Below are 12298 nucleotides of genomic sequence, written 5' to 3'. Positions count from 1 at the left end.
GTCTTGCCGTCCGGCGTGATCACCATGCCGTTTGGGAACATCATGTCTTCGGCCACAACGCGCGCGCCGCCGGCCGGCGTGACCATTACCAGCGTCGTCCCGCGCGGCTTCTCATTGTTGTGCAGGTCGAATCCGAAGTTCCCGACGTACGCATTCCCGGGCGCGTCGGCCACCATGTCGTTGCAATCGAACGGCGCGAGCTGGCTCATATCGGCGGCCAATTTCAGCCCGTCACGATCAAGCCGCAGCAGTTTGCGATCAGTCATCGATACCACGAGCATCCGTCCATCGGGCAACCATCCAAGTCCCGACGGCCGATTCGGCACTTCGCACACGACCTCCCGCGTTCCGGTCATATCGACCGCGATCACCTCATGCGCATGCATGTCGGAAAAATAGAGTCTTCCATCATGCCATCGCGGCCCTTCAGGAAACGCGAGCCCATCGACTAACACTTTCAGCGTCCGCATTGTGAGTCCCAACCTTAGTCCAGTGCGCCTTTCGCGCGCAGCGCTTCGACCTCCGCCGCGCCGTAGCCGAGCAATCCGGTCATGACCTCATCAGTATGCTGCCCGAGCAGTGGCGCCGCGGCCTTCACCTCGCACGGTGTCCCACTCATCCGCCATGGAATCCCGCAATGCTGCCGCTTACCCACCTCAGGGTGCTCGCGATATACAAAGTACTCGCGCTGCTTGAGCTGCGGATCCTCCGATAGATACTTGCTATCGGCGCAAGCTCCGGCCGCGACTCCCGCCGCCTGCAGAGTATCCACGACGTACGCGACCCTCCGCGTCGCCGTCCACCCACCGACTATTGCTTCGAGCGCGTCTTCGTTCTCTTTGCGCGCCGCGAGCGTCGCAAATCGCGGATCATTGGCTAATTCCGGTTTGCCTATTGCTCTAGCCAGTCGCGCCCACTCCGCGTCGTCCGCACATACTATTGCGACCCACTGATCGATCGTTACATCGAGGATTTTCTCCGGCAGATCGACGCACTTGAAAAGCCCGTGCGGCGCCATCAGCGGATCGCGATTGCCGCTCCGCTCGGGCTCGCGGCCGTTCATCGTGTATTCGAGAATCCCTTCTGCCAGCAGGTCCATCGCGCATTCCCACTGGCTCATGTCGATATATTGTCCCTCGCCGGTTTTCGCCCGATGGAACAGCGCGCTGATTATCGCGAACGCGCCATGCACTCCCGCGTTGGGGTCGGCGTAGCTGAAACCCGCATGCATCGGAGGAAATCCCTTATAGCCAGTCAGCGCCGACAATCCCGACAACGGTACCTGCGCCGGACCATAAGCCACATAATGACTATACGGGCCGGTGTCGCCGTAGCCCGACAGAGTAATCATTACTACATTCGGATTTACCTTCTTGACCTCTTCGTAGCCGAATCCCATTTTTTCGAGCACACCCGCCGCGAAATTGTTAATCACGACGTCGCTGTTCTTGATCAGCCGCCACGCCGCTTCCTTCGCTTCGGGATGCTTGAAATTCAGCGAAAGCGACTTCTTGCCCTGGTTATATTGATTGAAGTAGCCCGACTTGTTGAGGCTGTTGAACACGCCGTCGGGCCACGGAGGCAGCATCCGAGTCACGCACGGCCGCGTCTTGGTCTCGATCCTGATCACCTCGGCCCCAAGATGCGCCAGTTGCAAGGTGCAGTACGGACCGGCCCACACCCAGGTGAAATCGCAAACTCGAATTCCCGCCAATGGTGGCTTTGCCATTTCTAAATCACACCCTTGCGCTGGAGTTCGTGGATTCGCGCCGGCGACATTCCGATCTTGCCGAATACTTCGACGTTGTCTTGTCCGAGCGTCGGCGCCGGCCGGCGAATTTCCCACGGCGTGCGCGCGAACTTCAACGGCGCGCCTGGATATTTATGCGTGCCCGCAACCGGTTGCGCGATTTCGACGAAAAAGCCGCGCGCCTTCAGATGCTCCGAGTTGAGCAGATCGCCCATTGTGGAGACCGGCGCAAACGGCACTCGTTTGGCCTGCGCTTTGCGATACAGATCGAGCACCGTCTGCTGGCTTACCCACTCTTCGAGCATCGGCCTCAGCGCATCCCAGTTCTCCGCGCGCACCAGCCGATCCTTGAAAATCTCCATTTCCGCCCATTCGGGATTTCCCATGATTTCGACGAAATTGCGCCACTGATGTTCCTCGATGCAGCACAGGTAGATGTACCCGTCCTTGCACTGCATCGTCTCGACCGGCTGTAGCGGCTTCTGCCCGAGCCGCGTCGCAATCATCTTCATATACGGCCAGTACTCGAACGTCATCTCGAGGATCGACGCGATCGACTCCTGCACCGAGACCTCGATATGCAGCCCGGCGCCGTCTTGAAGTTGTGCGAAGGCCGCGGCGATCGTCGCAGTCGCGCCATGCACTCCGCCCTGGTAGCCCGACTGATGCCCCGCGGTCTTGAGCGGTGGCAGCTCCGGATGCTCCGGTCCGCCGCCGTTGAGCACGCACACTCCGCCCGCGCACCAAATAGTCAAATCCTCGGCGCGGTAGTCGCGATACGGACCGGTCAACCCAAACGGCAGGATCGAGGTCATGATCAATTTCGGATTCGCGCGCCGCATCCGATCGTACGTGAGCCCGACGCGATCCATCTCGGGCGGCGTGACGTTGTGAATCAGGATGTCGGCGCTCGCGACCAGCTTCTCCAGAATCTCGAAGCCTTCGGGCTGCGTAATATCGAGCGTGACGCCGCGCTTGTTGGTGTTGAGATAGAGGAACAGTCCGCTGGTCTCGGGATTCGGTTTGTCGCCCGGAAACGGCCCGCGCGTTCGCGCGCGATCGCCACCGCCCGGCCGCTCGACCTTGACCACCTCAGCGCCCATGTCCGCCAGCAGCTTGCTGCAGTACGGCGCCGACACCATCTCGCCAACTTCGACAATCTTTAAACTGGATAAAGCTCCCGCCATCGATTCTCAATCCACCTATCTAACTATCTGTCTGAACTGGCTATTCCGGAAACACTTGCCGGAACGGCTTCACCTCGACGCGCGCGAATACGCCGCTCGTCACGTACGGATCGCGATTGGCAAACGCGATCGCTTCCGCCTCGCTTTCCATATCAACGATGATAAGACTGCCGCTGCCGTCGGTGAATGGCCCAGCGATCTTCACCTTGCCGGCGCGAACCAACGGCTGCAGATTCTCGAGATGAGCCGGCCGCACCTTCGGTCGCAGCGCAGCGCCGTCGGGTCCGTCATGGCCGATAATCACGAACAGCATCGCATAGTCCTTCTGAAAAAATCTGCCGGAATGAGTCCGTGTTAATTAGCACGGCCCAACCCATCCCGCAAAAGCACGCGCCGCGAGCCTTTCGGCTCACCGCCCCATCTTATCGAGCAAATGCAAAATCACTCCGATCCCGGGGATATTCACCTCAAGTTCTTCGGCCAGCGTGCGAATCAAGCGCACGCGCCGCAAAGCTTCGCGATCGTACAGCTCCTCAATCCGCCCGCGCACTCGCTCAACCTGAGCCGGCGCGATCAAATCCTCGCGCTCCCACGACGCCAACTCGCGCTCACTGATTCCACTGATTGCGCGGAACACGCTCCTGCTCATCAGGATCACTTCCCCGCGCGCGCCGCCTCGACGCATCGAGGCGCTCGAGCGTGCAGATGAAGATCGCCGCGCCATCGCATTCAACTCCGCGTCACTTCGACGCCATAAGGTCGGCCCGCGGATCGGCGATCCCGCGATCTTTCAGACTGTTCGCCAAATCCTGCATGAGCGCGCGCTCTTTCGCGTTCAGGTCCGTCGGTGCGAGAACCTTAAGCTCATACAGCAGATCGCCGGCCGGTTCCTTGCCGCGCGCAGGCAGCCCACGCCCACGCAGCCGCATCACGCGTCCCGTCTGGCTGCCGGCCGGAATCTTGAGCGACACGCGCCCGTCGACAGTGGGCGCAGTGATCTCGGCGCCGAGCGCCGCTTCGTAATCCCATACCGGCAGGCTGACGCGCAGGTCGCGCCCAGCAAGCGCGAACACCGGGTTCGGTTCGATTCGAATCGTAAGGAAGAGATCGCCGTTCTGATCGGGACGCGGCGCGCGTCCACCCTGCCCCTTCAGTCGCAGCTGCGTCCCATCCGTCACGCCGGCCGGGATCGTCACCTCGAGTGTACGCCGCGCCGCGACGACACCTCTGCCGCCGCAGGTCGGGCACGGCTCGGCAGAGCGAATCACGCGCGCCTTGCCCTGTTTCTCCTCGCGCGCGATCATGCCGCTGCCGCCGCATGTGACGCATTCGTCCTCGGCGACGAGATCGAGCCGCCGTCGCGCGCCCCTGACTGCATCGGCCAGCGTAACTCCTACCTCCGCGCGAAGATCCGGCGCACGGGCAGGTTCGGTGCCGAATTCGAAATTCGAGAACCCGCGCGGTGCGGATCCGCGACCGCCGGCGCCGCGTCCAAAGCCGCTTCGTCCGCTGCCGCCGAAGAATTGTGAGAAAAAATCGCTGAAATCGCCACCGCCGCCGAAATCTGCGCCGGCTCCGCCCCCGCCGGCAGCCGATTGCTGCCGCGCGTATCGGCGCATCATCTCTTCCTGCGACACGCCGTGCTCCCAGTCGGCGCCGAGTTCGTCGTACTTCTTGCGCTTGTCGGCGTCTCCGATTACCTGGTAGGCCTCGTTCAGCTCCTTGAATTTGAGCTCGGCGTCCTTATTGTTCGGATTGACGTCGGGATGAAACTTGCGGGCGAGCTTGCGGTAGGCGCTCTTGATCTGCGCATCGCTCGCCTTGCGGTCAACGCCGAGGACTTTGTAGTAATCGCGGAATTCCATCCAGAATACTCAGTTACTATCCTGATTCGCTATTGCTCGACTAGCCAATCAAATATCAGTTCGCGGTTCCGAGACGTCAGCGGCCGTCGAACTCTCGTTCAGCGCAGCCATCCGCGCCTCCAGCGTGCGCAGTTCCGCATCGAGCGCCGCCTGCCGGCGCCAGATGAACAGCACGTACAGGAAAATCACGGCAAAGATGATGCTATACGCGGCGAACAGGTATTCCAAATGTTCCATCAACTCGATTCCATCACTTGCTATCGGATGCGGCCGCATTGGCGAACGCAATTCTGACTGCCAGCGTGCCCATCCGGCTGCGCGTCCGCAACTGCATGAAGCGCAGCATCAGCAGCCACGCCCACAGCGCCGTGAATGCGGCCAGGCACACCATCAGCGTCGCGACCATCCGCGGATCCTCAAGGCCATGGCCGCCTTGCTTCGTAACCAGCACCGCGGGATGAATAGTGCGCCAGAGCCGCACGGACGCAATGACTATCGGCACGTCCAGCACCGCAACGATTCCCAGCACCGCCGCGAAACGAGCGACTTGCGGCGTGTCGTCGGCGCTGGCGCGCAGCATCAGGTAGCCGCCATACATCAGCCACAGGATAAAGGTGGTGGTAAGGCGTGAGTCCCAAGTCCACCAGGTGCCCCAGATCGGTTTGGCCCAAATGGAACCCGCGACGATCATCAGCGTGCAGAAGACCATCCCGGTTTCAGCGGCGGCGTAGCCCAGATCGTCCCACAGCTGATCGCCGAGCCACAGGTAAAAGATCCCGGCGATTGCGACGATCGCGAACGACGCGAACGCGACCCACGCGAGCGGCACGTGAAAATAGAATATCAACTGCGCGATTCCCTGCTCGGCCTCCGGCGGTACGTAGTCGAATACCATGAACAGCGCCGCAATCATCAGCGCCAGCGTCGTGTACCCGAGCCCGTTGCGAATTGCGGAATTCATCGAATAGCTAGTCCTCACCTACCACATGCTCGAAGAGCAGGTAACCAGCAGTGACGAACAGCACGTCGAATGCGATCATGATCCTCAGCCAATCGCCCATCGAAGAAAGTGGCGCGCCGGCGAGCGCGGCCGCGCTCGCCTTGACGCCCGCAATCAGCGCCGGAACGAAAATCGGCACGGCGAGAATCGGCAACAGCATGTCGCCGCCGCGCGTGCGTCCCGTGATTGCGGAAAGCAGCGTGGCGAGCGCCGAGAATCCGATCGCACCCAGCGCCAGGACGGGCGCGAGGCGCGCGATCGATTGGTCGAACTCGAGATTGAAAAACAATACCATCAGGATGACCGCGCCCACTTCCGCGACTGCCATGAAGATCAACGCGGCGACAAGTTTGGCGGCGAAGAGGGTGCCTGGATCAAGCGGGCTCAGCAGCAGGCCGCGAATTGCGCCGTTATCGCGCTCGGCGAGCAGCGCGCGATTCGCGCCGAGCATCCCCGCGAAGACCATCGCGACCCACAGCGCACCCGCGGCAACGTCGACGCTACGGAGGCGCGCTGAGTCGAGCGCGAAGACCAGCACGACCAGTACCAGCATCGACAACGCGAGCAGCGCGAGTGTGCTCTCGCCGCTGCGACGCTCGAGGCGCAGGTCTTTGCGCAGGACTGCGGCAAATCCAGACATCGCTTTTATCTACCGAGCAGCGAACGGATTCGGCTGCCGCGGCGGACCTCCTCTTTGGGCGCAGGCTCCGCCAGGCGGCCGCGCGAGATCTCGTAAACCGCAAACTCGACGCCTTCAATTTCGGGGACACCATGCGCCGTCGCGATAACCGCGGCGCCGCGCTCGATCGCGCCGCGAATCAGCGCAGCGACAATTTCAGCGCCGTCATGGTCGAGTGACGCGAACGGCTCATCGAGCAGCAGCAGAGCAGGCTCGGCAATCATCGCACGCGCGGCAGAGAGCCGCTGTTCCATCCCGCGTGAGAACGTCCGTACGCGGGAATCGGCAACCTCGGCCAGCCCGATCCGGCTGAGCCATCGATCGGCGGACGCTCGCGGCTCGGCGAGCGAATACAGCTCGGCGAAGAATTCAAGGTTCTCGCGCGCGGTCAGATTCGGGTAAAGGAAACTCTGATGCGCCATCACGCCGATTCGACGCCGATAGCGCGCCGCGAGTTTTCGCGTGTCCTGCCCGAAGACCAGGGCGCGGCCGCCGCTCGGCGCTTCAAGTCCCGCAAGGATCCGCAGCAGGGTGGATTTTCCAGCGCCGTTTCCGCCAGTCACAAACGCGCCCGCGCCCGACGGGAGACGCAAATCCAGGTCGCGGAGCACGAGCGCCAGACCGTAAGTCTTTGCGAGGCTGTGAGTCTCAACGACCGGCGCCGACATTATTACTCGGACCGGGCGATCTTGCCGCTGAGGGGCCTGATCGCGATGCCGCATTGCGCGCAGAATTTCGAGTCGACTGCCGCACGCGTCCCGCACTGCGGACAGAAGTGAAGCTTGCCTGACGCCGCCGCCGTCGGCTGAGGCGGTGGTTGCGGCGGGCGCGGTTCGTAGTGCAAGACGAGGGTCGGTATCGGATCGATGCGGCGAGGCGCCGGCACAGGCCGGCGGATCGGCTGGGTCAGTGGTGTGACGCTCGGCTTCTTCGCGTTCGCGGCCTGCTCGGCGTCGAGGCGGATCTTCTCGACTGCGGCCATCGCCGTCAGCGCCCGATCCTCGAGCGCTTTGTGCATCGAGTCATAGTCCGCACCGGACAGCTTGCCCATCTCGCGATCGAACTCGAGTTCGCGAAGGCCCTGCACCGCCAGCGCGCGATCATGCTCGTGTCGCTCGGTTTGAAGCTCGCCGGCAGATTTGGCGCGCGCTCCGGTAAGCCCGATGCCGAGCGGAGCCGCGACGAACAGCGCGACTCCGGCGACGATCAGTGCTGCGGCCACAATGAACACCGGCTATCTGCGCTCCTCGAGTTCTTTTTCGAGTTTGCGCCTGAGTTCGGGGTCGAACGACTCCGGCGGCGCGCCGGGCTTCGAGTCTGCAGGCGCAGACGAATGCCATCGCCCGACCGCGAACACCATCAAGCCACCGCCGATTGCGAGCGCGATGAAGGGCATCGTCCAGGCGAGCAGGTTAAAGCCCTCGGTGGTCGGTGCGGACAGTACTTTTTCGCCGTACTGATGCCGATAGAAGGCGATTATTTGTGCGCGGGTTTTGCCCTCGCCGATCATGCGATCGATGTCGTGCCGCATCGGCACCGAAAAACCGCAGGTCGGCATATTGCAGTTAGCGACCGTCAAACCGCAGCCGCATTGGCAGGTCAAACCCTCGGAAACCTGCGAATTCGTTGGAATTTCTGCTGCGAATGTTTCAGGTGAAACGTCCTTTAGTTCAGGAGAAAGAAAAGCGAATAGTGCCGCGACGAGGAACACGAGCGATGATGCGAGTGTGAGTTTCGCGCGCACGGATTCATTCACCTCCGGGCGCCGCGTCGGCGAGTTCGCGCGCGTCAGTAGATGAGCGGCTCAGCGCGGTTGCGATTGCGGCGCGCTCGCGAACGTTCGGCCACATTACGATCACCGTGCCGAACACCATCATCAGGCCGCCCGCCCATAACCAAAAGACCAGCGGTGTCAGGAACACTTCGAAGGTCGCGGTCTGGCCGCTGTCGTCGATACCGGCGAGGACGACATAGAGGTCGCTCGCGGGCGTCGAGCGGATTGCGACCTTGGTCGCAGGTTGCTGCGGGCGCTTGAAGAACAGCTTGGCCGGCGACATCACGGTGATCTCGCGGCCGTCGGCGCTCAGCACCTGGACGCGCGCGGTCGCGCTCTCGAGATGCGGCGTGTCGGTTTCATCCAGGCCCTGGAAGCGCAGCGTGTACGAGCCAATCGTGAAACTGTCGCCGGGGTGCACGCTCTTTTTCACTTCGGTGCGGAAGAAAGACGAGCCGACGATTCCGACGAAGGCGACGATCGTGCCGATGTGAATTATGTAGCCGCCGTAGCGGCGGTTGTTCTTGGCTACCAGATTGACGAGCGCCTTGGCGCGCGGCTCAGCGACCATGTGACGGCGCGCGTTCATCCCGCGGCGGAACTCGACCAGCACGGTGCCGAGCACGAACGCTGCGAGCGAGAACGCAGTCAGCACGTACCATTGGCGAAGGCCCGCGGCGGCGGCGACGATTCCGGTCGCGACGCCGATCGCGACGGGCGCGGCGAAACTGCGTACGAGATTGCTGGTCGTCGTGCGACGCCACGCGATCAGCGGTCCGATGCCCATCAGGAATACGAGGCCGAGCGCGAGCGGGCCGTTGACGCGATTGAAGAAGGGCGGGCCGACGGTAATCTTCACGCCGCGCACCGCTTCCGACAGCACCGGAAAGATTGTGCCCCAGAAAACTGCGAACGCGATTCCGACCAGCATCAGGTTGTTGAACAGGAACGCGGCTTCGCGCGAGAGGTACGATTCGAACTCGGCGGGACTGCGCAAATCCTTCGAGCGGAAGATCAAAAGCGCAGTGTAGGCGAGCGTCACGGTTATCAGGAAGCTCAAAAAGTATGGGCCGAGACCGGATTGCGTGAACGAATGCACCGACGAGATGACGCCGCTGCGCGTGATGAAGGTCCCGAAAAGCGTCAAGCCGAATGCGAGTCCGATCAGCGACAGGTTCCAGACTTTCAACATGTCCTTGCGTTCCTGGATCATCACCGAATGCAGGTACGCCGTCATCACGAGCCACGGCATGAAGGCGGCGTTCTCGACCGGGTCCCATGCCCAATAGCCGCCCCATCCGAGCACTTCGTAGGCCCATCGCGCGCCGAACATGTTGCCGAGGGTCAGAAAAAACCACGAGAAGATCGCCCAGCGGCGCGTCGAGCGAATCCATCCGTCGTCGAGCTTGCCGGTGATCAGCGCGGCGGCGCCAAAAGCGAACGGCACCGTGGCGCTGACGTAGCCGGTGTAGAGACTCGGCGGATGTATCGCCATCCAATAGTTTTGCAGCAGCGGATTGAGGTCGGAGCCTTCGGCGGGAACCGTCGCGAGCAGATCGAACGGTCGCGTGACGAAGTTCATCATCAGCAGGAAAAAGATTGCGACGCCGGCGAGAACGGCGAGCGCATACGGTGCGATGTCAGGATTGCGGCGCCGATTCTGGAACGCGGCGATCGACGTGAAGATCGACAGCAGCCAGGTCCAGAACAGCAGCGAGCCCTGCTGGCCGCCCCATAGCGAGGTGAATTTGTAAACGGTCGGGAGCGTGGTGCTCGAATAGGCGGCGACGTACTCGAGCGAGAAGTCACTGCGCAGCAGCGCGGCCCACAGCACGACGACCGCAATCGTGACCATCGCGCACATCGCCCACAGCGCGTGGCGGGCGCTCACGACGAAGTCGGGCGCATTGCGTCGCGCGCCGTAGATGTTCGCGACGATCGAATAGATGGCGAGAATCAGCGCGATCGCGAGCGCGAGGTTGCCAAGTTGCGGCATCAAAAAAACCCGCTGCTATTGTGATTGCTTAGGCTTGTACTTGGAAGGGCAACTCGTCATCACCTGGGTCGCGGCGATCGCGCCGTCGGGGCCGAGCTTGCCCTCGACGATAACGTCGCGGCCGGGCGCGAACATGTCGGGCTTGGGCTCACCGACGCATATGACACGAAACGAGACGGGATCGGACGCTACGACGGGTCTGACGGCGGCAGCATCGACGTCGGGAATCGGCACGATTTCGAATTTGAGGGTAAGCGAATTCGGGTCCCATGCGATGTTGCCGGGCTTGACGCGGCCCGCCACGCGGATCGCCTGTCCACCGAGTTCGCTCCGGCGCGCTGCCACTTCGGGGACGGTGAGATAGTACTCGGAGGTGCTACGAATCGAGCTGAAGATGAGGTAGCCGATCGCGAGGACGATCAGGCAGCCGCCGATGAAGAATCGTGGACGAATGCGCATTAGGAATAAATTGTAGTGAAACCCGCGGTGGGTTTCACGCTTCCTTCGGCAGGGCTGAGCCCTGCACCCAGTACTAATCGCAAAATGGCTAGGACGCCATTTTGCTCTCAGGTTCTCTTTCCGTCGTCATTCAGTTCCATGTGTCATTCAGAACGAAGCGAAGAATCCCGGATCTTTCCTAGCCTCTCTCTATCAGGGAGAGGCCGACGCGAGATCTTGAGTGGCGCGTGAGGGTCAAAATTCCTGGTTCTTCAATTGTGTTGCAGCGCCGAGAGAATGCAAAAGGCATCCTGGAATTTGGACCCTCACCCGCGCCGGAAGCGCGGCCTCTCCCTGATAGAGAGAGGCTAGGATTCGGAGCCGGAATCGTCTGATGCGTGAGGGTCGTGGGGGCCGAATGCTACGCCCCGTTTTGAGGATTTTATGAAATTCAGCATCTCGATCACTTCGGGAGTCTGGGCGCCGGACTTTTCCAGGCGCTCGATTGCAAACTTTAGATTCTGGCGGGTGCCGAATAGTGCTGTGAAGGCGTGGCGCAGGGCGTGAATTGATTTTGATGGAACGCCCGCGCGTTTCAGGCCTACTACATTTATTCCACGCAGCGTATGGGTGCCGTCCATGATGCAGAAGGGCGGAACGTCGCGGCTGGTGCGCGAGAGCCCGCGCATCATCGCGAGCCGCCCGATGCGGGTGTACTGATGCACCACGCAATTGCCGGAGACCAGTGCGCGGTCGCCCAGCTCGACCCATCCTGCCAGCAGCGCGCCGCCGGCGATGATGGTCGAGTTGCCGACGCGGCAATCGTGCGCGACGTGCGCATTCTGCATCATGAAGTTGTCGTCGCCCATGATGGTGACGTCGCCGTGCTCGCTGCCGCGATGGACGGTGGTGTATTCGCGAAAGACGTTGCGATCGCCGATTTTCACCGAGCGCGCGACGCCGGTGTACGTCAGGTCTTGCGGCTCGTCGCCGATCACCGCGCCGGGATGCAGCACGTTGTCGGCGCCGAGTTCGGTGATGCCGAGAATCGTCACGTGACCGATCAGCCGGGTACGCGCGCCGAGGCGAATTTTTCCTTCGAGCAGGCACAACGGGCCGATATCGACACCGGCCGCCAACTCGACGTCGGAACCAATCACCGACGTCGGATGAATCCGCGGCGGCGGGTCACTCGTCAATTGAGGAGCCTGCGCTTTTTCAGATCGTCGTGATGCTCGTTGTCGGCAGATGTCGTTGAGCCTTCTATCTTGTAATCGCCCCCGGCCCAGGTGCCGAGATCGATCATCTGGCATCGCTCGGAGCAGAACGGGCGAGAGCGATTTTTGGGCGAGAGGTCAGCGGGCTTTTTGCAGATGGGACAGTTCATCGTGAAGTACCGATCTAAAAAATTGTCAGATGGACGGTCCTTGCGCAACGAGGGAAGCGCGGCAAAAGAATCCGGTCGCGCGCAGAATTGTGCGCTAAATATGGACCCTCAGCTTGATCCTCTCCCTTTAAAAGGGAAAGCGGGAAATTTTACTGCATCACACCGCCGCGCTGGACGAAGACGCTGCCCTTGGGGCCGACGCGCACGCAATTGACGTCGGTG

Annotated in this window: 16 protein-coding genes; all 16 read right to left on the bottom strand. The window is 61.8% G+C overall.

Features of this window, described 5'->3' with window-relative positions; translation table 11 throughout:
- A partial coding sequence (locus VIW95_RS07820; protein ID WP_331585095.1) for an SMP-30/gluconolactonase/LRE family protein occupies positions 1-470 on the bottom strand: 470 nt, incomplete at its 3' end.
- A gap of 14 nt (positions 471-484) precedes the next feature.
- The gene (locus VIW95_RS07815) at positions 485-1729 is read right to left on the bottom strand and encodes a CoA transferase (RefSeq protein ID WP_331585093.1); all 1245 of its coding nucleotides are present in this window, start codon (positions 1727-1729) and stop codon (positions 485-487) included.
- A 2-nt stretch (positions 1730-1731) separates the two neighbouring features.
- On the bottom strand, positions 1732-2937 hold the full coding sequence (locus tag VIW95_RS07810; protein ID WP_331585091.1) for a CoA transferase: 1206 nt from the start codon (positions 2935-2937) through the stop codon (positions 1732-1734).
- Between the two features lie 40 nt (positions 2938-2977).
- Positions 2978-3250 carry a YciI family protein gene (locus tag VIW95_RS07805; RefSeq protein WP_331585088.1) on the bottom strand — a complete coding sequence of 91 codons (273 nt, stop codon included), beginning with the start codon at positions 3248-3250 and terminating at the stop codon, positions 2978-2980.
- A gap of 96 nt (positions 3251-3346) precedes the next feature.
- Positions 3347-3661 carry a chaperone modulator CbpM gene (locus VIW95_RS07800; protein WP_331585086.1) on the bottom strand — a complete coding sequence of 105 codons (315 nt, stop codon included), beginning with the start codon at positions 3659-3661 and terminating at the stop codon, positions 3347-3349.
- Positions 3662-3677: 16 nt separating this feature from the next.
- Positions 3678-4802: a J domain-containing protein gene (locus VIW95_RS07795; protein ID WP_331585084.1), complete on the bottom strand. Its 1125-nt coding sequence runs from the start codon at positions 4800-4802 to the stop codon at positions 3678-3680.
- Positions 4803-4850: 48 nt separating this feature from the next.
- The gene (locus tag VIW95_RS07790) at positions 4851-5039 is read right to left on the bottom strand and encodes a CcmD family protein (protein WP_331585082.1); all 189 of its coding nucleotides are present in this window, start codon (positions 5037-5039) and stop codon (positions 4851-4853) included.
- Positions 5040-5052: 13 nt separating this feature from the next.
- Positions 5053-5763 carry a cytochrome c biogenesis protein gene (locus VIW95_RS07785; RefSeq protein WP_331585079.1) on the bottom strand — a complete coding sequence of 237 codons (711 nt, stop codon included), beginning with the start codon at positions 5761-5763 and terminating at the stop codon, positions 5053-5055.
- Between the two features lie 7 nt (positions 5764-5770).
- Positions 5771-6442 carry a heme exporter protein CcmB gene (locus tag VIW95_RS07780; protein WP_331585077.1) on the bottom strand — a complete coding sequence of 224 codons (672 nt, stop codon included), beginning with the start codon at positions 6440-6442 and terminating at the stop codon, positions 5771-5773.
- A gap of 5 nt (positions 6443-6447) precedes the next feature.
- On the bottom strand, positions 6448-7149 hold the full coding sequence (gene ccmA / locus VIW95_RS07775) for a heme ABC exporter ATP-binding protein CcmA (protein WP_331585075.1): 702 nt from the start codon (positions 7147-7149) through the stop codon (positions 6448-6450).
- A 2-nt stretch (positions 7150-7151) separates the two neighbouring features.
- Positions 7152-7703, bottom strand: a complete 552-nt coding sequence (locus VIW95_RS07770; RefSeq protein ID WP_331585073.1) for a hypothetical protein — start codon at positions 7701-7703, stop codon at positions 7152-7154.
- A gap of 12 nt (positions 7704-7715) precedes the next feature.
- Complete coding sequence (locus VIW95_RS07765; RefSeq protein ID WP_331585097.1) at positions 7716-8192, bottom strand: cytochrome c-type biogenesis protein; 477 nt, start codon at positions 8190-8192, stop codon at positions 7716-7718.
- Between the two features lie 37 nt (positions 8193-8229).
- Positions 8230-10251, bottom strand: a complete 2022-nt coding sequence (locus tag VIW95_RS07760; RefSeq protein ID WP_331585071.1) for a heme lyase CcmF/NrfE family subunit — start codon at positions 10249-10251, stop codon at positions 8230-8232.
- 15 nt (positions 10252-10266) lie between these two features.
- Positions 10267-10710: a cytochrome c maturation protein CcmE gene (locus VIW95_RS07755; protein WP_331585069.1), complete on the bottom strand. Its 444-nt coding sequence runs from the start codon at positions 10708-10710 to the stop codon at positions 10267-10269.
- Between the two features lie 347 nt (positions 10711-11057).
- Positions 11058-11888, bottom strand: a complete 831-nt coding sequence (gene lpxA / locus VIW95_RS07750; RefSeq protein WP_331585067.1) for an acyl-ACP--UDP-N-acetylglucosamine O-acyltransferase — start codon at positions 11886-11888, stop codon at positions 11058-11060.
- Positions 11885-12076: a DNA gyrase inhibitor YacG gene (locus VIW95_RS07745; protein ID WP_331585065.1), complete on the bottom strand. Its 192-nt coding sequence runs from the start codon at positions 12074-12076 to the stop codon at positions 11885-11887. The genes lpxA and VIW95_RS07745 overlap by 4 nt, the downstream gene beginning before the upstream one ends.
- Positions 12077-12298 lie beyond the last annotated feature (222 nt).

The organism is Binatus sp. (SeqCode), assembly GCF_036522015.1.
Classification (GTDB): Bacteria; Desulfobacterota; Binatia; order Binatales; family Binataceae; genus Binatus.
This window is presented reverse-complemented; position numbering and strand designations above follow the sequence as displayed.